This window comes from Neisseria sp. HMSC03D10, assembly GCF_001807625.1.
In the GTDB taxonomy this organism is placed as follows: Bacteria; Pseudomonadota; Gammaproteobacteria; order Burkholderiales; family Neisseriaceae; genus Neisseria; species Neisseria mucosa.
This window is the reverse complement of the sequence record NZ_KV789592.1, coordinates 29,644-49,855: the sequence shown is the minus strand read 5'-3', so window position 1 is coordinate 49,855 and position 20,212 is coordinate 29,644. Positions and strand designations below refer to the sequence as shown.

The following is a 20,212-nucleotide window of genomic DNA, read 5'->3' as shown; positions in this document are numbered from 1 at the left end:
GTACTGGTTTAAAGTTAATCCACTATAATTTTCATGGGAGGTTGGCTGAATCAGGTAATTTATAGCAAAAGGTCGTCTGAAAACCGGAATCGGGATTTCAGACGACCTTTTGATAAGACGGGTGGTTTATTTGTTTTCTGCTTCTTCAAAACCGACGACTTCCAAGCCGAAGCCGGTCAGGCCGGTGAAGGCGGAAGGCTGGCCCAACACACGCAGTTTGCCGACGTTGAGGCCGGCGAGGATTTGCGCGCCGATGCCGTAGCTTTTGCTGTCCCATTTGTAGGCTTGGTTGGCGCCTTTGGGCAGGGTGCGGTCGAGCAGGGTGGCGCCGTCTTCGGTGCGGTGCAGGAGGATGACGACGCCGCTGTCGGCTTGCTGGATGCGCTCAAGGGCTTTGGGCAGCGACCAGGAATGGCGCGGGTTGGCTTGGATGAAGTCCATGACGCTGAAGGGTTCGTGTACGCGAACGAGGGTTTCGGTGTCGGCGGCGGGTTTGCCTTTGACGAGGGCGAGGTGGGTTTCGCCGGAGAGTTTGTCGACGTAAACGTGTTGCTGGAATTCTCCCCACGGGGTTTGTACGGGGGCGTTGCCCATGTCTTCGAGTAGGCTTTCGGTGCGGCTGCGGTATTCGATGAGGTCGGTAATCGTGCCGATTTTGAGGTTGTGTTCTTCGGCGAACTTCATCAGTTCGGGCATACGCGCCATGGTGCCGTCGTCGTTGATGATTTCGCAGATGACGGCAGCGGGGATGAGCCCGTTCATTTGTGCCAAATCGACGCCGGCTTCGGTGTGTCCGGCGCGTACTAGGACGCCGCCTTTTTGCGCACGCAGGGGGAAGATGTGGCCGGGTTGGACGATGTCTTCGGGTTTGGCGGTCGGGGAGACGGCGGTTTGGATGGTCAGGGCGCGGTCGGCGGCGGAAATGCCGGTGGTGATGCCTTGCGCCGCTTCGATGGAAACGGTGAAGTTGGTGCCGTATTGCGCGCCGTTTTTCTGGGTCATCATGGGCAGGCCGAGCCGCTCGACCATGCTGCCTTCCATCGGCAGGCAAACCAGTCCGCGCGCGTGTTTGATCATGAAGTTGATGGCTTCGGGGGTGACGAACTGTGCCGCCATCAGCAAATCGCCTTCGTTTTCGCGGTCTTCCGCGTCGGTGATGATAACCATTTTGCCGGCTTTGATGTCGGCAAGGATTTCGGGGATGGAGGAAATGTGGGGCATGGTGCGTCTTTCTTGATGGTCGGGTTGGGCTGTGGCGTGTTCTTGATCCAGCCACATGGCGGGCATTTGCGCCGCCTGTTCGATTTTGCGGGCTTTTTTCTCGCCGAAGGATTTGTTTTTCAGAAGGGCGGACAATTCGCCTTGGTTGATGGCGATGGCTTCGGCAAAACGGGTTTGCTGGCCGCCGTATTTGTCCGCTATCCATTGCCGCAGGTTGCGGCGGCGCAGGTCGGTGGTGTTCATGATGTGTGGTGTGGCTGAAAGGATGTAGGCGATTGTAGTCTTGTCTTTACCAAAAGGCAAACTGTGTTTGATGGCAGATTTTTATTACTTTTTGGTAATGTTTCGATAGGAGGTCGTCTGAAAAACAAAAATGGCGTTTTCAGACGACCTTTGCTTGAAATCTGAACATTTGAAAGAATATGGGCGTTAAGTTTAATGCAACCGAAAAGGGTCTAACCTAATGAAAATGGTTTACCGATTGATTTTAATATCTGTTTTTTGCGCGCTCGCAGCGGCGGGCGGCTGGTTTTATGTCCAACACCGCAACGACAACGCCCATGAAGCGATTTCGCGCGAAGGCGTTTTGATGCAGATTAAGCAGATGAACCGCTTGGAAAGCACGGCTTTTTACATCGATACCATCATCCGCACCGAGAAAAAAGGCGACTGGCGCAGATTGTGGCAAGACTCGCAAAGCGGTCTGTTTATCGTGCGCGGCAAGGTGTTGGCGGGCTTGGATTTGGACAAACTTCATGCCGACAACGTCAATATCGTGGACGGAAAAGTCCTCATCAGCCTGCCGCCCGTAGAAATCCTCAGCGTCGATTTGGAAAATATCGAGGTGTACGACATCCAAACCGGCTCGTTCAACCTTTTGCCCGTGGATAAGGCGGTATTCAAAACCGTGCAGGACGAAGCCAAAAAACAAGTCCTCGCCAGCGCGTGCAAAGCCCAAATTTTGGATCACGCCAACCGTCAGGCGCAAACGCAGCTTGAAAACCTGTTTGCCCTGACGCAGACGCAGGTATCGGTTTATCCGGCGGCAGTGGGGCAGTGCAACTGAACGCTGGATGACGTTTGACAGCATAATATTGCGAGTGGGTAACCAAAAGTGTATTTGGATTTGCATACCTTTTCCCAATAAGGTGTTTCGGTAGGCGAGACTTTTTGAGAAAATACATTGCCTTTTGCAAGGTATTTGAAGAATTCATTTTTTTACATAACAAACAAATTTAAAGGAACACTGGTGAAACGTGTCTTTCTGTTTCTCGTAACCAATATCGCGGTTTTAGTCGTCATCCGGATTGTTTTGGCAGTCCTCGGTATCAACAGTACGGACCAAGTCGGCAGCCTGCTGGCGTATTCTGCCGTCGTCGGCTTTACCGGTTCGATTATTTCTTTGCTCATGTCCAAAACCATCGCTAAAAACTCGGTGGGTGCGGAAGTTATCGTTCAACCGCGCAGCGAAGAAGAAGCATGGCTTTTGGCAACTGTTGAAGCGCAGGCCCGTCAATGGAGTCTCAAAACTCCTGAGGTAGCGATTTATCATTCTCCTGAGCCGAATGCTTTTGCAACCGGCGCGACACGCAACAGCTCCTTAGTCGCCGTCAGTACCGGCCTTCTCGATCATATGACCCGGGACGAAGTCGAAGCGGTTTTGGCGCACGAGATGGCGCACGTCGGCAACGGTGATATGGTTACGTTGACGCTGATACAGGGTGTCGTCAATACGTTTGTGGTTTTCTTGGCACGCGTCGTTTCCGGCATGATTGCCCGCAATAACGACGGCAGCACTTCGCAAGGCACATATTTTATGGTGAGCATGGTGTTGCAGATTGTGTTCGGCTTTTTGGCAAGCATCGTCGTCATGTGGTTCAGCCGTCAGCGCGAATACCGTGCGGATGCGGGTGCCGCCAAGTTGGTTGGTGCGCATAAAATGATTGCCGCGCTGCAACGTTTGAAAGGCAGCACGAGTGATTTGCCCGAGCAGATGAATGCGATGGGTATTGCCAGCGATGCCAAAGATTCCCTGCTGAGTACGCACCCTTCGTTGGATAACCGCATTGCGCGCTTGAAAAATCTGTAATGCGAAAAAACAAAAGGTCGTCTGAAACTAAATTTGGTTTCAGACGACCTTTTTCATGAGTGTTTCGGATAGACGGCCGCAGTATGGGGGCGATACAATAGCATCCCTTTTCAGAGAGCTATAACAATGAATATCTTGATTTCCAATGACGACGGGTACTCTTCGCAGGGCATAGCCATTTTGGCGAGGGTAGCGGCGGAGTTTGCCAATGTCCGCATCGTTGCCCCAGAACGCGACCGAAGCGGCGTCAGCAATTCTTTGACGCTCGACCGCCCTTTGCAAATGAAGCAGGCGGCAAACGGGTTTTATTATGTTGACGGTACACCCACCGACTGTATTCATGTGGGTTGCCATGTGCTTTCGGATTTTAAACCCGATTTGGTTCTTTCAGGCATCAATAATGGTGCGAACATGGGAGACGATACGCTTTATTCGGGAACGGTTGCCGCAGCGACCGAAGCCTTCCTGATGGGCATTCCTGCCGTTGCGTTGTCTTTGAACGATACGCGGGGGCGTTATTGGCAGACGGCAGAACAGGCCGCTTGGATGATATTGGAGCGGTTGTTGAAAAATCCTCCTAAAACGCCTGTCCTTTGGAACATCAATATTCCCGCCGTACCGCCGGATGCGGTACAAGGTATCAAAACAACGCGGTTGGGGCGGCGGCATCATGAGCAAAGCGTTATCCCGATGAAGAATCCCCGCGGTGAGTCTATTTATTGGATAGGTCCCGTCGGCGATATTTCTGATCGGGAGCAAGGTACGGATTTCGGGGAGTGTGAGGCGGGCTTTATCACGGTTACACCGCTGCAAATCGATTTGACTTCCTACCGCCATATGGATGCAGTCAGCGGATTTTGGCAGGACGGTAAAGAGGGATAAGCACACAGATTTCTGTTTTTTTGCCGAGTGTTTTCAGACGATCTTTTTGTTCTGAAACAGGCGCGGCAAGCCGATTTTAACAGTCCCTAACCGCCCCGATACTTGAGGGGCGGGCTTATTTTTATTATGATATGCACCAATCAAGACAATAACCCCGATATAAAGGTCATCGATTATGTTGAAAAAAACCGCATTTTATGCCGCTTTCGCCCTGACATTGGGCGCATGTACCAGCCAGCAACCCGCCCCCGTCGTCGTCGGTAATGCCGGTTCCAGTACTTCTTCCAATCCTTATGGTGCGACCCCTTACGGCACAAATGCGCCGGCAGCCAACGATGCCCCTTATACTCCTCCTTCCGCTCCCGCTGTCAACAACAGCTATACGCCTCCTGTTTCCGGTGGTGCCTATGTTCCGTCCTATGCTCCGGTTGACATCAATGCAGCAACGCATACTGTCGTCCGTGGCGATACCGTTTACAATATTTCCAAACGCTACCATATTACCCAAGACAATCTGCGTGAATGGAATGGTTTGACTGACAACAACATCAGCGTCGGACAAAATCTGCGCGTCAAACCGGCCGGTTATACTGCCCCTGCTTCGACTGCGGCAGCCAAACCGTCATATTCTGCACCTGCACCCGTTGCCAAGCCTGCTCCCGCACCTCTCAATACGCCGACAGTTGCTACCGGTGCAACCCGTACAGTCAGCGGCATTACATGGCAACGTCCGACCAACGGTAACGTTCTTGCCAACTTTGGCGGCAGCAATAAAGGCGTGGACATCGGCGGTAATGCTGGTCAGCCCGTCGTAGCTGCCGCAGACGGTAAAGTAGTTTATGCAGGCTCGGGTTTGCGCGGTTATGGCAACCTTGTCATCATCCAACACAACTCTTCATTCTTGAGCGCATACGGACACAACCAACGTCTGCTCGTCAATGAAGGACAAAATGTCAAACGCGGACAAACCATTGCACAAATGGGTAATACCGATGCCAACCGTACTCAACTTCACTTCGAAGTCCGTCAGAACGGCAAACCGGTCAATCCTGCCACTTATATTGCATTCTGATGAACAAATTGAAGGCCGCCCGATTATTCGGGCGGCCTTTTAAATTAAATCCGTTAGGTCTCCCTGTTTCAACAATGATTGTACCTGTACTGGTAATTTATCAAAGGGGCTGTTTGAGTAGAACTTTATACCGATATGCTGCCCTAAATATTGGTTTTCAAGAATATATACTGTGAAAACGGCCATATGTATGTTCTTAATTTTTGAAAATGTAAAAATAGAAAAGGAGCGATGATGAAACAATATACCTTAGATCCCAAAGCCTTGTTGGGCGGGGTGATCAGCAGTGATACTGATCAGGAAATCGTCCAGCTTTCTTTGCAGAAAGACAATGAAATTCCGCCCTATGAAGCCGAAGCGATTATTTTGTTGATTGTGTTGAATGGTAGTGCGCAAATCTCGACGTCGTCTGAAACTTTACATACCGAAGGCCTGCAAATCGTCCGGATCGAACCCGGCGAGACACACAGTATCCGTGCGCTTGAAGATTATACGAATATCTTGGTGATTAAGCAGTTGACTTACGTTGCGGGCTTAAACAAAAAATTGCGTTTCGGAAAATGTTGCCTGTGAAAATTTTTGCAGTATGGCGGTACTGCTGCGGTAAGTTTGGTGATTCCCATAAAGAACCAGATAGTAGGCGATGTACTGTACAAAGGTCGTCTGAAGAACAGATAAGGTTTTCAGACGACCTTCATCCATAGCGTTTAAACAGGAATCCCCATGCGTACCCTGAAAAACATTCTGACCCTGATGCTCAAAGAGTTCCGCAGCGTGCTGACTGATCCGGTGCTGATGGTGCTGATTGGGTATATCTTTACAGCCACGATTTATCAGATGGCGCAGGTGGGCGCGGATTTGAAAAATGCCACCGTCGGCATCATCGACCAAGACCGTTCGGTTTTGTCCATGCGTATCCGCGATGCCGTGCAACATCCGTTTTTCAAACTGGTAGAGGACGTGCGGCGCGAGGATTCGGACGAATTGATGGATAAGGGCGAGTTCACCTTTATTTTGGAAGTGCCGCCCAATTTTCAGCGCGACATGGCGGCGGGGCGCAATCCTGATTTGCAGCTTTTGGTTGATGCGACGTCGATGACGCAGGCGGGGGTGGGCGCTTCGTATCTTTCGCAAATTATCAACCGCGAAATTTACGAATTCACCGGCGTGACGCGGCCGGAGTTAATCAGCCCCGTCATCAATACTTATTACAATCCCAACGGCGAAAGCGCGTGGTTCATGCCGACTTCGCAAATCGGATCGATGTCGTGTATGTTGCTGATTTTATTGACGGGGGCAGCGGTTATCCGCGAACGCGAACGCGGTACAATCGAGCATTTGCTGGTGATGCCGGTCAATGCGTTCGAACTGATGATGGGCAAAGTGCTGGCAAATGCCGCCGTGATTTGGGTGGCGGCACTGTCGTCGCTGTGGTTTATCGTGCATTTGAGCATAGGCGTGCCGCTCATCGGTTCGGTGCCGCTTTATGCGGTAGGGTTGGCGTTGTTCCTGTTTTCGGTGGCGTCGCTGGGCATCATGATTGCCACGTTCGCATCGACGATGGGGCAGTTCGGTATGCTGATGCTGCCGGTGTATATCGTGATGAACCTGTTTGCCGGCGGCGCATCCCCGCGCAGCAACATGCCGCACACGGCGCAACTGATCAGCGAATATTGGCCGCTGACGCAGTTTGTGAAATTCTCGCAAGACATCCTGTTCCGCGGCGCGGGGATTGAAATCGTCTGGGGACATATGTTGATCATGGGCTGTATCGGCGTAGGATTCTTATGGCTGGCATTGTTGCGGTTTCAAGGGATGCTGGAGAGGCAGGGTTGATGAAGTCATCACGCCAACGATCGCTAAAAAGCGAACCTGACAGCACGCTGCCCTCTCCCTAACCCTCTCTCACGGGAGGGAGATTGAGGATGCTGAAACCCAACCGTGTTTTGGATTTTCGGCCAATTTTGTCCCTTCTCCCCGCGGGAGGGGGAGTTGAGGATACCGAACCTCAGCCACTTTGGGATTTCAGCCAATTTTGCCCCCTCTCCCCGTGGGAGTGGGGGGGGGAGAGGGCGGTAAGCCGCAGGCTTACATTCAGGTTTCTAGGTTTCGCAAAAAATCTTCTGAAAGGTCGTCTGAAAGGTTGCCCCGTCAAGAGGCTGCGCACTCTGAAAACGAGCGAAACAAATTTCGCCAAAACGGAACGCTAAAACCTTTTCAAAAAGGAAAATACGATGAAATTCAATCAAATTCATTTATGGTGTATTGCTGCGGCCTTGACGCTTGCTGCCTGCAAAAATACTGAAGTTCCGTTAAACAGTCAGGTTCAATTACCCCAGGCGTTTACGCAGGACGCGGCAGCGAAGGGCGATACGGACATCGTGGCGTGGTGGCAGCAGTGGAACGATCCGGTGTTAAGCGGATTAATCGCGCAGGGTTTGACGCAGGGGCATGATGTGAAAATTGCCGTCAGCCGTCTGAACGAAGCCCGTGCCGTGGCGGGGGCGGCACGTGCTGATTTGGGGCCGACCGTCGGACTGAGCGGCAAGGCAATGGCGAATTATAGTCAAATGGATAACCCGCTTGACAGCAATGCCAGAGTGTTGCTCTCGCGTTATCCGCAGACTGCGTCTTTAAACGACGACACCATCGATTCCCAAAGCACCAGCCTATACGGCGGACTGACCGCTTCGTGGGAGCCGGATATTTTCGGCAAGAAACGCAGCGATGCCGATGCCGCACGTTATGCTGCACTCGGACAACAAGAGCTGGCGTACGGCGCGCAAATGCTGGTGGCGGGCGATATTGCCGACAATTATTTCAAAGCGCGTGCGGCTCAAGGTCGTCTGAAAACCGCCGACCAAACCGTTGCCACCTTGCGGCGTATGGTGCGCTACATCGAAGGGCGTTTTAAGGTGGGACATGTCAGCGGCTATGAAGTGAACGAGGCGAAAGTGCAACTGACCGCAGCGGAAGCCAAACGCGCCACGATAGGGGCGGAATACGCCGCTTATGTGCGCAGTATCGCCGTTTTGACCGGTAACGTGCCGCAGACGTTTACGCTGCCCGAATCGTCTGTCGATGCGTTGGCGCGCCAACCCTCCGCACCAAGCGGGCAGACGCCGCAAGGCTTGCTGGAACGCCGCCCCGACCTGCGCGCGCAGGCGGCTCAAGTCAATGCCTATGCCGCCAAATTCGCCAGTGCCAAAGCCGATTTGCTGCCGCGCTTCACCATCAGCTTTATGGGGCAGGGCGGACGTATCGGTGTGGACGGTGACCGTTCGCTGACCGGCTGGGCAAGTTTGCTGTCGGTGGGCATACAGACGCCGCTGTTCACCAACGGCCGCATCAAGGCCAATATCAAAGCCGCCGACGCGCGTCTTCAGACGGCATTGCTGGAATACGACAAACGGCTCCTGACCGCGTTGGGCGAAGTGGACAGCGCATATCAAGGCGTGGAATCGTTAAGCCGCCAAACCGAACTGCTGCAAACCGCCCATAAGCAGGCGGTACGCCATGCTGCCGATACGGAAAAAATGTTCCGCAACGGCTACAAAACGCTGGATGTTGCCCTCAAAGCCCATATCGCCGAAGGCCAAATGCAGGAAAACCTGATTGCGGCGCGGCTGGCAAGGGCGCAGATGCTGGTGTCGCTGTATAAGGCATTGGGCGGCGGCTGGTCGAAATAAAGAAGCAAAAAGGTCGTCTGAAAAATTTCAGACGACCTTTTCAAGCTGATGACTATTGTTCTCTATCCGGCAACAGTATATTCAAAATAATGGCCAATATTGCGCACAAGCCCACTCCGGCAAAGCTCAACGTACCGATTTTGATGACCATACCGCCGATACCTGTCGTCAACACAGAGCTGACGATAACTAGATTTTTAGGCAGCATCAAATCAACCTTCGAATCAATCAGCGTTTTCACACCCAAAGATGCAATCGTACCGAACAAAAGCAGCATAATGCCGCCCATGACAGGCATCGGGATGGAAGCTAAAAACGCATTGAATTTACCGAAAAACGCCATTGCAATGGCAAAAATCGCCGCCCAAGTCATGATGACAGGATTGCTGTTTTTCGTAATCATCACCGCGCCCGTAACCTCGCCGTAAGTCGTTACCGGAGGTCCGCCGATCAAACCGGCTACGCATACCCCTAAGCCGTCGCCTGCCAGCGTCTTATCCAAACCCGGATCTTTCGTATAGTTTTGACCGGTAACATTTCCAATAGCCATGATACCGCCGATATGCTCGATGGCAGGTGCAATCGCCACCGGCAGCATAAACAATGCAGCCTGCCAGTTGACTTGCGGCGTTTCAAAATGAGGCACTGCAAACCAAGGCGCATTGACGATGGCGGCAGTATCTACCAAGCCCATTATCAAAGCTAATGTGTAGCCCGAGGCCACACCGATTAAAATCGGCACCAGTTTCATCATGCGGCTGCCGAAAACCGACACCAGGACCGTTACCGAAAAAGTAAAACCCGACAAAATCAACGAGTCTGCATAATCAATTACCTGTTTGCCGTCAGCCTGCCCCATAGCCATACTGCTTGCCGCAGCGGCTACCGACAAACCGATCACCATAATTACCGGCCCGATGACTACCGGCGGCAGCAAGCGGTGAACCGCCGCCAGCCCTCGCCACCTGATTAAGCCGGCGAATACAAAATACATAAAACCGGCCGCAAACAGGCCAAACATCGTTGAAGGCAGACCCCATTCACCAATCGAGTAAATAATCGGTGCAATAAAAGCAAATGAAGAACCCAAAAAAATCGGCACCTTACGCCGAGTAACCAATTGGAACAACAATGTCCCAATCCCCGCGCCCAACAATGCCAGTGCAGGGTTCAACCCCGTCAGAAGCGGTACAAGCACCATCGCACCGAACGCCACAAACAAAATCTGCGCACCCGAAACCGCCAATTTAAGCTGATTCATCCGAAACCTCGTATATTCGATTCAAACGGCGGGAATTATACTGTCTAGGCAGCCGGATGAACATTAATTTAACGCGGATTCAGGATAAAAAACAGATTGATAAATGGAAATATCCGATTTTGCAGCACCATTATTTACTTAATATATAACCACCCTGCTTATAGTTGATACACGAAAAAATCGATGCACAGCGAGAATGGTTTTAAGTCAGCAATCACTGTATGCGATGAAATGGCAGACTGAAACTTGTCCTAATTATGTATCTATTTCTGTATGCCATTATTAAAATGGAAGCAGAAATCTGTACATCGTCTTAAATGCTATCAACGGTTATCAAATTTACAAAATTTATCAAAATTAGGTTATAGATGGTAGTATTAAAATATCATACAAGAATGAAATTATAATTAAAATAATAGTTTTATATACAATCAATAATTATATTTAAACAAATAAAACAATGTATTAAGAAATTTTATCAAATATAAAAAGGTCGTCTGAAAAATATTCAGGCGATTTTTTTGTTATGTTTACAGTTGTAATGATACGTTTGTTTGAATTAAATACCGTTTATTTGAAATGAATTGCTGGTTTATGAGAATATGGTATTTTTACAGGAATCAGAAATTGATAATGGATTTTATTTCAGCTGGCCTGATTAATCAGAAATCTATTACAGGAAGGAGTAAAAGTGGAATGTGGAAAAGATAGGGTATTAAAGAAGCTATCAGCTCTAATAGCAGTTTTGGGTTCATTTGCATTGGCAGCTTGTTATCCATCTTCAGAAAATAAGGAGGAAGTAAAAATGGACAATGAGATACCCATAACAGGCTTTGAAAGAAATATTAAAATTGATTTGGATGGGACGCTGCTGAGCGTACCTTACGGTTATTTGGCAGGTTCGTCCCGAGATTCGGCAACAAGATGGATGTCGGACGAGGAAAAAATCTATAAGGGTGGTAGGTTTGATATTTACGTCCATGCCAAACGCAAAGGAGATTCTTGGATTTTAGAGCCGTTTAATCGGGAAAATAAAGATAAATTTGTTAAGGCATTGAAGGATGGTTCGTTCGATATAACTGAAATTACATTGCAAAAAGGTTGTAATTTAAAATTAGATAGTTTTATAAAATTATTAGATCATATGAAAATAGATAAGCAAAAATCCTATTTTAAGGATTATGTAATGTATGAAAATATGATTGAATTCCCCTTTCATCATGAGATTAATTATCTTAGAGAAGGTAATAATCCTGTCAGTATTACTGTAAGAGAATATAGGAAAAAAGGAGGACTCCAATATTTTTCTTCTTCTGTAAATGCTTGCATGAATGGAATCTCCATTAGCTATTATCCTTATTTGTATAAAGATAATTTAATACAACCAACTCAAAAGGATTTGGTTGATTATCATCAAAAGGTTGAAGAACTGATTAGTAGTTTTATTAAATAAGATTATTTTGAATAAATTTAATGTCTTGGAGATTTAATTATGACAGTATTGAATCAGCAACAATAAGCGGAACTAAAATGTTCTGTCAATAGAGAAGATTATTATGGTGGAGACATTTGCAAAAATATTATGTTAACGAAATTTGATGCATAAGAATGATTAAATTTAAATCAGGACAAGGCGACGAAGCTGCAGACAGTACAGATAGTACGACAAGGCGAGGCAACGCCGTACTGGTTTAAATTTAATCCACTATACTAAAAAATTTTCAATTGGCTAAAACTTTTCTGATATTGAGAAAAAAGTAGAAGAAATCAGGGAAGTTCCTCATTTTAAGGATAGCATTGAGCATAAAATTTTAATAACTTATATTATTGCAAAAGTCTCTATTGAACTTTTAGCCAAACTTTTATTTACTACTTCTTTTCATATATAAGCTAAACATGAAATTTAAATTTTACATTATTTCTTTATTTTTCTCGTTATTTTGCATTCTTTTGGCAGGTATTTTTATTGCTCCCTATGGCTTGAATTTTAAAGGTGAGGAGCAATCCTTCAATGAGGCAACAATGCTGATTTCCTCCCCTAATAGAGGAGAAAGAAAGATTAAGCTTGAAACAGGATTAAGATCATACTGGCTATCTTGTTACGGACTTGATGATTTATGTAAAATAGAAAATATAAATAAAAGATTTCCTATAAAAAATGTAAAAATATTATTATCAAGTCCTAATGAAACAAACTTTTTAAATGGCGTTTTAGTTTCGTATTATAAAAATGATATATTTTACTTAAACAAAAAAATAACGAAGGATGTGAATTTACTTGCAATATTAGCTTCTAACTCAGTATTTTGTTTAAAGTTGGCAGTTTTCTTTTTATTACTTTCTCTTTTCTTTTTCATTAAAAGGATTTAATCAAGGCGCGTTATTCAGAAGGTGCGGCATTTGGGTGGTCAGAACAAGACGGCTGATTCCTCGATAAATTCAGCAGTTTCTACAAAATCAGGGGATGGGGCTGGCAAAATTTAAGCGTTATTAGCGAATGACATAAATTCCTTTTAGTCTGGGTTGTCTGCCCGGAAAGGACTGTGTAGAGATGTTCTATCCGAGTTTGCTATATAATCGCGCCATCTTTGATGAACAAACATCGTCTGAAAGAACGTCTTAATTTTCAGACGACCTAAAATAAAACCGACATACAAAGGAGCAGAACCATGTTTCACAGCATCAATGCCTATACCGGCGAAACCCTTTGCCGCCGTCCTGCGCAGAGTTATGCTGAATTTTCACAAGAATTGGCAGCGTTGAAGGTGCGCCAGCAGGTGTTTGCGCGGTTGGGTGTAACCGGGCGGACTGCTTTGCTGCAAGCTTTTGCCGAGCGTTTGGCGCAAAACAAGGAGCGGCTTGCGGAAATGGTTTGCGAAGAAGTTGGACGCTGCCTGCATGAATGCTGTGCCGAACTGGATAAATCCGTCGAGCTCATCCGATATTACGTCCGCCTTGCCCCCGAGTTGCTGGCGCACAAAACTATCGCTACGCAGGCAAGTCTCAGTCAGGTGCGTTTTGAGCCGTTGGGTGTTGTGCTTGCCGTCATGCCGTGGAACTATCCTGTCTGGCAGGTTTTGCGTTTTGCCGTTCCTGCCTTGTGTGCGGGAAATGCTTGTGCCGTCAAACCTGCGCCCAGCGTGGCGCGGGTCAGCGCTGCGCTGTTGGAACTGGTTTCAGACGACCTCCCGTTGATTGGTGCGTGGCTGGACAACGACGATACGTTGAAAGCCATTGAAGACACTGATGCGATGGCGTTTACCGGCTCGACACAGACCGGCCGCCTGCTCGCCGCCCATGCGGGAATGTACCTCAAAAAAACCGTCCTCGAACTTGGCGGCAGCAACCCCTTCATCGTCATGCCCGATGCGGATCTCGAACGCGCCGCCGTCGAAGCCTGTTATTCGCGTTTCCGCGACGCGGGTCAGTCTTGCAACGCAGCCAAACGAATCGTCGTAACCGAAGCCGTTGCCGACCGCTTCATCCCCCTGTTTCTTGCCGAATGCGCCAAATTGCAAACGGGCAATCCCAAAGACCCTGCAACCACGCTTGCCCCGCTGCACCGCGAAGACTTGCGCGCAAACGTACACGCTCAGGTACAGGACGCAGTCGCAAACGGCGCGCAGGTTTTGACGGGCGGTTTCATTCCTGAAGGAAAGGGCTGGTTTTACCCTGCCACCGTGTTGGACAAAGTGAATCCCGACTGCCGCGTTTGGAATGAGGAGGTTTTCGGGCCGGTCGCCATGATTTTGCGGGCGAAGGACGAGGAACACGCCGTCGCCCTTGCCAACGATACGCCCTACGGACTGGGCGCCAGTATCTATACCGCCGATACCCGCCGCGCTTGGGCGTTTGCCGAAAAAATCCAAGCAGGCTCGGTGTTTATCAACCGCCACACCAGCAGCGACCTGCGCCTTCCCTTTGGCGGCGTCAAGGCATCAGGTTACGGACGGGAATTGTCTGAATTCGGGTTGTATGAATTTGTGAACGTGAAAACGTATTGGCAGAAATAAGGAAGGATTGAAAAAGGTCGTCTGAAAATGCTGGGATTGTCTATGTTGCGTTTTCAGATGACCTTCTTTTTGTTGAAGCGGCGGTTTGTTTTTCTCAATATTCTCAGTAGGAGTGATGTAATTGGAAATTTCCGATTATTGAATAAGGATTTTCATCTGCCCGGAATAGCGGGATCTTTTTCATAAGGTCGTCTGAAAACCTATTTCAGACGACCTTCAAAGTCTCTTCACCGACATCACCGTATTTCTTTGGCTGCCTCTTGCTCCGCTTTATAACGGCGCAGGTAGGCAAGCGCAGCAGCTTTTTCTTCTTCGTTGCCATATTTGACATCGCGTTGGGCACGGCGCAATTCGGCGCGCTCTTTGGCTTCTTCGATTTGCCGGTTTTTGAATGCTTCACGGTTGTCGGATGCAACCAGCTTGTCTTGTTGGGATTGTGCTTTCGCCATGGCTTTGGCAATCAAATCCATAGGATTGAAAGCAGGTTTGGACGCAGCTTTGGTTTCGGCTTGAATTTGCGCCTGCTTGGCTTTAACAGCGGCTTCGCGCTCGGCAAGCATGGCTTTGCGTTCCGCCTCGTCGCGCGCTTTGCGTTCGGTGTGCCAATCAAAGCGGCTTTGCGCGTGTTCGGCGGCGGCGAAACGCGCTTCGGAAGAACGGCTCAGGCTGCGTGCGGCGGGGAGGTATTCCTGTTCGGAAGGTATCATGTCGATACAATCCACCGGACAAGGCGGGAGACAGAGTCCGCAGCCTGTGCATTCGTCGCTGATGACAGTGTGCATAAACTTGCTTGCGCCCATAATCGCATCGACAGGGCAAGCGCGGATGCAGGCGGTACAGCCGATACAGGCGGCTTCGTCTATCAAGGCGACGGCTTTGGGCTGCGTTTTGACCGGCGCAACGCGCGGCTTGCCTAATAAGGCAGCAATATCGACCATCACCGCCTCTCCTCCGGGTGCGCACAGATTAACAGGCGCATCCTCGTGCAACAAAGCTTGTGCATAAGGCAGGCAGCCTTGATAGCCGCATTCTCGGCACTGAGTTTGCGGCAGCAGGCGGTTGATGGCTTGAAGGTCGGTCAGCATGGCGGATAGAGTCAAAATCGAAAAGGCGTATTTTATCGGGAAACGAAGTATAGGGGAATAAAGGGTTTGAAAATAAAAGAGATTCTTCTATCGTTTTGCAGCAAATTCAAGTAGGAATGTGAATGATGTTATAAGTATCCTGTATTTGAACCTCATACGGTGTGGCGGGCAGGAACGTGGATATGGAAGGTCGTCTGAAAATCCCGATTTCAGGTTTTCAGACGACCTTTGGTATTGGAACGTTCAAGGCAGTTTGGGTCTGACTTTGACGCTCAAGGGCAAGTGGTCGGAGAGGCGTTGCCAGTTTTTGCCGTTGTGGATTTGGGAGTCTAGGACTTCCAAGTTGCGGGTATAGACGCGGTCGAGGCTGAGGACGGGCAGGCGGGCGGGGAAGGTTTTGGGGCGTTTGCCGTTGCTGTCCACGAATACTTCGTTCAGGTTCAAGGCGTTGCCTAAGGACAGGGCGGATTTTTGCCGCCAGTCGTTGAAATCGCCGGCGAGAATCAGCGGGCTTTGCGGGTCGATGTGATGCACGACGTATTCGAAGATGGCGCGATATTGTTTGGCGCGGTCGGGTTCTCGCAGGTTGAGGTGGGCGCAGAGGCAGACGAGCGGGGTTTCCCAGCCTTCGGGCAGGACTTCGCAATGGAGTACGCCGCGCTGTTCGAGTTTGTTGACGCTGATGTTGAGGTTGTGGCGGGTTTCCAGCGGCAGGCGGCTGAGGATGGCGTTGCCGTGGTGGCGCTGCGGGTATACGGCGTTTTTGCCGTAGCTGCGGTTGTAGGAAAGGCGGTCGCCGAGGATATCGTAATGCGGTTTTTCGGGAAAATCGGGCAGCCTGCTGCTGCGGGTCAGGTGTTGACCTTGCACTTCCTGTAAAAACAGGACATCCGAGCCTATGCCGCGAAGCTCTTCCGCCATGCTGTCCACTTGGACTTTGCGGTTGAGCGCGGACATGCCTTTGTGCATGTTGTATGAGGTGATGGTAATCGGGCGGGGGGACATGATGTGTAACCGTAGTGTGTGAGTAGTTTGTCGTTGTATTAATAGTATAACACTGCAAGTGTTTGGTTTCAGTAAAGATTTGATGGTTGAACGGCTGCTTGAAGGTAAAACGTCGTCTGAAAGGTTTCAGACGACGTTTGAGGGGGGACAAGCGCAAAACGGTTTATTTTATGAACTCGTCCATGCCGTCTTCGCAGCGGATTTTTTGTTCGGACAGCGTGGCTTTGAGCAGGGCGTCGTTTTGCGGCAGGGCGTCGCGTTCGGCTTCGTGGTGCCAGAGGTGGTAGGCGATGCCGGCAAATTTGAGGTTATGGCGTTTCATGCCGTTATGGAAGAGGCGGGCGACGAACTCGCTGTCTTCGCGTCCCCAGCCGACAAAGCGGTTGTCGAAGCCGTTGACGGCCAGCGCATCGCTGCGGAAAAAGCCCATATTGCAGGTTTTGATGCCTTTGTGTTTGCGGCTGCTTTGTCTGCCGATCAGGGCGGACAGGCTGCGGCAGCGCAGGGCGGAGAGGCGTTTTTCTATGCCTTGGCTGAACGCGGACAAATCGGGCAATTCGCCGGAATCTAAAATTTCCTGGGTGCGGCTTTGGGTCAGGATGACGCGCGAACCCTGTATCAGCCTGCCTTTGCGTGCGAGCTTGAGATGGTCGGCGATGAAGGACGGGTCGAGTATCATGTCGCCGTCGATAAGGATGATGTAGTCGCTTTTTGCCTGCGCTAGCGCGCGGTTGCGTGATTCGGCGGCACGGAAGCCGTCGTCCGGCCGCCAAGAATGTTTGACGGGGATGTCGGTATGGCTGCGGATGAACTCGACGACTTCGGCGGTGTCTTGGCGCGAACCGTCGTCCGCGACGATGATTTCGTCGGGCAGGCGGGTTTGCGCGAGTGCGGATTTCAAAACCAGCTCCAGCGCGTCGGGACGGTTGTAGGTGGTAATAATCAAGGCGACGCTGATATTGCGGTTGCGCTCGTAAAGTTTGACATATTTGTAGTACGAACCTTGCGCATTGGCGATGGAAATGGTCAAGCCGTCCGCGCCGTAGGCGAAACCGCGTTTGAGCAGGTAGTTTTTGACAAACGATACGCTGCCGTGCAACAGGGCTTTGAAGGGTGAGCTGTCTTTTTTGTAGCGGTTTTCTTCGGCGTAGAGCGAGCTGTATTGCTGCATTTTTTGAATCAGCCCTTCGGCGTTTTCGAAGGAATAGTGTTTCAGACGACCTTCGAGCGGACGGACGTTTGCATCGGGCGGCAAAATCAGCGATTCATGCACCTGGCGGTCGGAAAAACGGGTAAAACGGCGGTGGTAAAGGCGCGGGATAATGTCGGGATGCCAGCCGCAGGCTTTGATCAGGCGGCCGTTGTAGTGGTTTAGGCGCGAGAGCGAGAAGATGTTTTGTTCTTTGTTTTCCGCCACGGCTTTGCGGATGGCGGCAATCAGTTCGCTATCTGCCACTTCGTCGCTGTCTATGCTGAAGATCCAATTGTTTTGCGCGAGGCGGGCGGCGAGGTTTTTCATCGGACCGAAGCCGATGAAGTCGTATTTGTAATAACTGACGTTGGTGAAGCGTTCGGCGATTTCGAAGGTACGGTCGGTCGAGCCGTTGTCGAGCAGCAATACTTCGTCGAAGTCTTGAAGCGCGGTCAAAACTTCGTGCAGATAGCGTTCCGAGTTTTTGACCAACATGGCTGCTGTGGCGGGAATTTTCGGGTTCATGATGAGGTCGTCTGAAAAGGGGCGTCTGAAAAATCAAAATCGGGAAATCAAGGCAGTTCGGCAATGGCGGCGGTCAGTTCTTCAAACATACGGTCGGCATCGACTTCGGTTATCCAAAGCGCATTGGGCGCTTTGCCGGTCGTGCCGTGCCAATCGACGGCGCACGCGCCGGTGGACAGTCCGCTTTGCGTCTCCACATCCACACGGCACATCCTGCCTGAAAACAATTCGGGGAACACGGCGCAGATGACGGCGCAAGGGTCGTGCAGCGGGCCGCCTTCCAAGCCAAACTGCTGAATGTCGAAACGTTCGTAACTTTGCAAAATATCCGCCAAACGGCTGCCGTTGGCGTTTTTCAGACGACGTAAGCGGTTCATGCGTTCGGAAGTGATTTGCGCCTTGTGGGTAACGTCCAGCGGCAAAACCGTAATCGGTGCACCGCTTTGCAGCACGATTTGCGCCGCGTGCGGGTCGGTGAAGAAATTGAATTCGGCGGCAGGCGTCATGTTGCCCGCTTCAAAATAATTGCCGCCCATCAAGACAATGCGTTTGATGGCGCGGACGGCTTCCGGCGCGATGCTCAACGCCAGCGCGATATTGGTCAGCGGACCTATCGGGCACAAAGTCATCGAAGCGTCTTCGGCGCGGCTCAAAGTTTCCACCAAATATGCAACCGCGTGCTGCTTTTGCAAAGGACAGCGCGGCTCGTGCAACGCCGTACCGTCCAAGCCCGTTTTGCCGTGTACCGCTTCCGCCGTCTCCAGCTCGCGCAATAAAGGTTTGACTGCACCGGCGTAAACGGGGAAATCTTTCTCGCCCGCCCAATCGCAGACGATGCGCGCGTTTTTTGCCGCTAAATCTATGCCGACATTGCCGGCGACGACGGTCATGCCCAAAAAATCGACCAAGCCGCGCCGTGCCAGACCGTGTGCCGCCAAAATGGCCGCAGCATCGTCCTGACCGGGGTCGGTATCGATAATCAAACGGATTTTTTCGTTCATCGCCATCGCTTGCGCCGTCTATGTGGAAAGCGTGTATTTTAACCGATATACCGCTACAATACGCATTTCCTTTTTTCAGACGACCTCCTCCGATATGCAGCTTATCCTTGCGCCCATGCAGGGGCTGGTGGACGATGTGATGCGCGATTTGCTGACCCGTATCGGCGGCTACGACGAATGCGTCAGCGAGTTCGTCCGCATTACCCACACTGTCCATTCCCGTTCCACCTGGCTCAAATACGCCCCCGAAATCGCCAACGGCAACAAGACCCCCGCCGGCACGCCCTGTACCGTCCAGCTTTTGGGCAGCGATGCCGACAATATGGCAGTCAACGCCTTGGAAGCCGTCTGCTTCGGCGCGGACAAAATCGACCTCAATTTCGGCTGTCCCGCCCCCACGGTCAACAAACACAAAGGCGGCGCCGTCCTGCTCAAAGAGCCCGACCTCATCCACCATATCGTCAAAACCTTGCGCCAACGCCTGCCCGAACACATCCCGCTTACCGGCAAAATGCGGCTCGGTTACGAAGACAAAAGCCTCGCGCTCGAATGTGCCGCCGCCATCGCCGAAGGCGGGGCCTGCGCCCTGACCGTACACGCGCGCACCAAAGTCGAAGGCTACGAACCACCCGCGCATTGGGAATGGATACGCAAAATCCGCGAACACGTCGCCATCCCCGTAACCGCCAACGGCGACGTGTTCAGCCTCAAAGACTATATCGGTATTAAAGAGATGACGGGCTGCAACAGCGTCATGCTCGGCCGCGGCGCCGTCATCCGCCCCGATTTGGCGCGCCAAATTAAACAATACGAAAACGGCGAAACCGTCCGCGATACCGATTTCGCCGAAGTTTCGGTGTGGATAAACCAATTTTTCCATTTGTGTCTCGCCAAAGAAGCGAACAACAAATACCCCGTCGCCCGCCTGAAACAATGGCTGGGCATGATGAAGAAAGAATTTGGAGAAGCGCAGGAATTGTTTGACGCGGTAAGGGCGGTCAAAGACGCGGAAGAAGTCGCGCGGATTTTGGCGGCGTTTGAAGACAAGATGAATGCCTGATAATGATGAGGTCGTCTGAAAGTTTTCAGACGACCTTTAAACCCATCGCCTAAGGCGGAATAAAATAAAAACAGGACGTTTCTAAGCCGTTATAGTGGATTAAATTTAAATCAGGAC

17 protein-coding genes are annotated in these 20,212 nt (G+C 50.6%); 11 read left to right on the top strand and 6 right to left on the bottom strand.

The genetic code is table 11. The features are described from left to right. Nucleotides 1-126: 126 nt before the first annotated feature. Entirely contained in the window at nt 127-1,464 is a 1,338-nt protein-coding gene (gene ribBA, locus HMPREF3066_RS09675; RefSeq protein WP_039405577.1) for a bifunctional 3,4-dihydroxy-2-butanone-4-phosphate synthase/GTP cyclohydrolase II, read from the bottom strand. Nucleotides 1,465-1,684: 220 nt separating this feature from the next. On the opposite strand from ribBA, the gene HMPREF3066_RS09670 reads away from it, so the two are divergent. The 7 genes from HMPREF3066_RS09670 to HMPREF3066_RS09640 all read left to right on the top strand — a co-directional run bounded on the left by HMPREF3066_RS09670 (nt 1,685) and on the right by HMPREF3066_RS09640 (nt 8,953). Beyond that, the gene (locus tag HMPREF3066_RS09670; RefSeq protein WP_070442525.1) at nt 1,685-2,287 is read left to right on the top strand and encodes a DUF4230 domain-containing protein; all 603 of its coding nucleotides are present in this window, start codon (nt 1,685-1,687) and stop codon (nt 2,285-2,287) included. A gap of 183 nt (nt 2,288-2,470) precedes the next feature. Next, nucleotides 2,471-3,310, top strand: coding sequence for a protease HtpX (gene htpX, locus HMPREF3066_RS09665; RefSeq protein WP_039405570.1), 840 nt, complete (start codon nt 2,471-2,473; stop codon nt 3,308-3,310). Nucleotides 3,311-3,436: 126 nt separating this feature from the next. After that, nucleotides 3,437-4,192: a 5'/3'-nucleotidase SurE gene (gene surE, locus HMPREF3066_RS09660; RefSeq protein ID WP_039405567.1), complete on the top strand. Its 756-nt coding sequence runs from the start codon at nt 3,437-3,439 to the stop codon at nt 4,190-4,192. Nucleotides 4,193-4,367: 175 nt separating this feature from the next. Beyond that, nucleotides 4,368-5,264, top strand: a complete 897-nt coding sequence (locus tag HMPREF3066_RS09655; protein WP_070442522.1) for a peptidoglycan DD-metalloendopeptidase family protein — start codon at nt 4,368-4,370, stop codon at nt 5,262-5,264. Between the two features lie 234 nt (nt 5,265-5,498). Beyond that, on the top strand, nt 5,499-5,837 hold the full coding sequence (locus tag HMPREF3066_RS09650) for a cupin domain-containing protein (RefSeq protein ID WP_039405562.1): 339 nt from the start codon (nt 5,499-5,501) through the stop codon (nt 5,835-5,837). Nucleotides 5,838-5,987: 150 nt separating this feature from the next. Continuing rightward, nucleotides 5,988-7,100 (top strand): ABC transporter permease, encoded by a 1,113-nt coding sequence (locus tag HMPREF3066_RS09645; protein ID WP_070442519.1) that lies wholly within the window; start codon nt 5,988-5,990, stop codon nt 7,098-7,100. Between the two features lie 398 nt (nt 7,101-7,498). Continuing rightward, nucleotides 7,499-8,953: an efflux transporter outer membrane subunit gene (locus HMPREF3066_RS09640; RefSeq protein ID WP_070442516.1), complete on the top strand. Its 1,455-nt coding sequence runs from the start codon at nt 7,499-7,501 to the stop codon at nt 8,951-8,953. 52 nt (nt 8,954-9,005) lie between these two features. Here the strand turns inward: HMPREF3066_RS09640 and HMPREF3066_RS09635 are convergent, their stop codons facing one another. Continuing rightward, the gene (locus HMPREF3066_RS09635; RefSeq protein ID WP_070442513.1) at nt 9,006-10,214 is read right to left on the bottom strand and encodes a uracil-xanthine permease family protein; all 1,209 of its coding nucleotides are present in this window, start codon (nt 10,212-10,214) and stop codon (nt 9,006-9,008) included. 691 nt (nt 10,215-10,905) lie between these two features. On the opposite strand from HMPREF3066_RS09635, the gene HMPREF3066_RS09630 reads away from it, so the two are divergent. The 3 genes from HMPREF3066_RS09630 to HMPREF3066_RS09620 all read left to right on the top strand — a co-directional run bounded on the left by HMPREF3066_RS09630 (nt 10,906) and on the right by HMPREF3066_RS09620 (nt 14,227). Continuing rightward, nucleotides 10,906-11,667 (top strand): RTX iron-regulated FrpC family protein, encoded by a 762-nt coding sequence (locus tag HMPREF3066_RS09630; protein ID WP_321178936.1) that lies wholly within the window; start codon nt 10,906-10,908, stop codon nt 11,665-11,667. A 443-nt stretch (nt 11,668-12,110) separates the two neighbouring features. Beyond that, the gene (locus HMPREF3066_RS09625; protein ID WP_080614304.1) at nt 12,111-12,584 is read left to right on the top strand and encodes a hypothetical protein; all 474 of its coding nucleotides are present in this window, start codon (nt 12,111-12,113) and stop codon (nt 12,582-12,584) included. A 299-nt stretch (nt 12,585-12,883) separates the two neighbouring features. Then, nucleotides 12,884-14,227, top strand: coding sequence for an aldehyde dehydrogenase family protein (locus HMPREF3066_RS09620; RefSeq protein ID WP_070442510.1), 1,344 nt, complete (start codon nt 12,884-12,886; stop codon nt 14,225-14,227). A 236-nt stretch (nt 14,228-14,463) separates the two neighbouring features. Here HMPREF3066_RS09620 and HMPREF3066_RS09615 read toward each other — a convergent pair whose 3' ends face one another. The 4 genes from HMPREF3066_RS09615 to HMPREF3066_RS09600 all read right to left on the bottom strand — a co-directional run bounded on the left by HMPREF3066_RS09615 (nt 14,464) and on the right by HMPREF3066_RS09600 (nt 19,041). Beyond that, the gene (locus HMPREF3066_RS09615; protein WP_070442508.1) at nt 14,464-15,312 is read right to left on the bottom strand and encodes an RnfABCDGE type electron transport complex subunit B; all 849 of its coding nucleotides are present in this window, start codon (nt 15,310-15,312) and stop codon (nt 14,464-14,466) included. A gap of 243 nt (nt 15,313-15,555) precedes the next feature. Next, a complete protein-coding gene (locus HMPREF3066_RS09610) occupies nt 15,556-16,317 on the bottom strand; it encodes an endonuclease/exonuclease/phosphatase family protein (RefSeq protein ID WP_039405542.1) in 762 nt (253 codons plus the stop codon). Between the two features lie 163 nt (nt 16,318-16,480). Further along, on the bottom strand, nt 16,481-18,034 hold the full coding sequence (locus tag HMPREF3066_RS09605; RefSeq protein ID WP_070442504.1) for a glycosyltransferase family 2 protein: 1,554 nt from the start codon (nt 18,032-18,034) through the stop codon (nt 16,481-16,483). A gap of 47 nt (nt 18,035-18,081) precedes the next feature. Beyond that, nucleotides 18,082-19,041, bottom strand: coding sequence for a nucleoside hydrolase (locus HMPREF3066_RS09600; RefSeq protein WP_080614302.1), 960 nt, complete (start codon nt 19,039-19,041; stop codon nt 18,082-18,084). A gap of 88 nt (nt 19,042-19,129) precedes the next feature. On the opposite strand from HMPREF3066_RS09600, the gene HMPREF3066_RS09595 reads away from it, so the two are divergent. Continuing rightward, entirely contained in the window at nt 19,130-20,095 is a 966-nt protein-coding gene (locus HMPREF3066_RS09595; protein ID WP_070442501.1) for a tRNA dihydrouridine synthase, read from the top strand. Nucleotides 20,096-20,212 lie beyond the last annotated feature (117 nt).

Bases quoted from the DNA above. Each gene is read 5' to 3' on its own strand.
- HMPREF3066_RS09610 (WP_039405542.1), bottom strand. From the start codon at position 16,317: ATGTCCCCCCGCCCGATTACCATCACCTCATACAACATGCACAAAGGC.
- HMPREF3066_RS09620 (WP_070442510.1), top strand. From the start codon at position 12,884: ATGTTTCACAGCATCAATGCCTATACCGGCGAAACCCTTTGCCGCCGT.
- HMPREF3066_RS09650 (WP_039405562.1), top strand. From the start codon at position 5,499: ATGAAACAATATACCTTAGATCCCAAAGCCTTGTTGGGCGGGGTGATC.
- HMPREF3066_RS09625 (WP_080614304.1), top strand. From the start codon at position 12,111: ATGAAATTTAAATTTTACATTATTTCTTTATTTTTCTCGTTATTTTGC.
- ribBA (WP_039405577.1), bottom strand. From the start codon at position 1,464: ATGAACACCACCGACCTGCGCCGCCGCAACCTGCGGCAATGGATAGCG.
- HMPREF3066_RS09640 (WP_070442516.1), top strand. From the start codon at position 7,499: ATGAAATTCAATCAAATTCATTTATGGTGTATTGCTGCGGCCTTGACG.
- HMPREF3066_RS09595 (WP_070442501.1), top strand. From the start codon at position 19,130: ATGCAGCTTATCCTTGCGCCCATGCAGGGGCTGGTGGACGATGTGATG.
- HMPREF3066_RS09645 (WP_070442519.1), top strand. From the start codon at position 5,988: ATGCGTACCCTGAAAAACATTCTGACCCTGATGCTCAAAGAGTTCCGC.
- HMPREF3066_RS09635 (WP_070442513.1), bottom strand. From the start codon at position 10,214: ATGAATCAGCTTAAATTGGCGGTTTCGGGTGCGCAGATTTTGTTTGTG.
- HMPREF3066_RS09600 (WP_080614302.1), bottom strand. From the start codon at position 19,041: ATGGCGATGAACGAAAAAATCCGTTTGATTATCGATACCGACCCCGGT.
- HMPREF3066_RS09670 (WP_070442525.1), top strand. From the start codon at position 1,685: ATGAAAATGGTTTACCGATTGATTTTAATATCTGTTTTTTGCGCGCTC.
- HMPREF3066_RS09655 (WP_070442522.1), top strand. From the start codon at position 4,368: ATGTTGAAAAAAACCGCATTTTATGCCGCTTTCGCCCTGACATTGGGC.
- HMPREF3066_RS09615 (WP_070442508.1), bottom strand. From the start codon at position 15,312: ATGCTGACCGACCTTCAAGCCATCAACCGCCTGCTGCCGCAAACTCAG.
- HMPREF3066_RS09605 (WP_070442504.1), bottom strand. From the start codon at position 18,034: ATGAACCCGAAAATTCCCGCCACAGCAGCCATGTTGGTCAAAAACTCG.
- surE (WP_039405567.1), top strand. From the start codon at position 3,437: ATGAATATCTTGATTTCCAATGACGACGGGTACTCTTCGCAGGGCATA.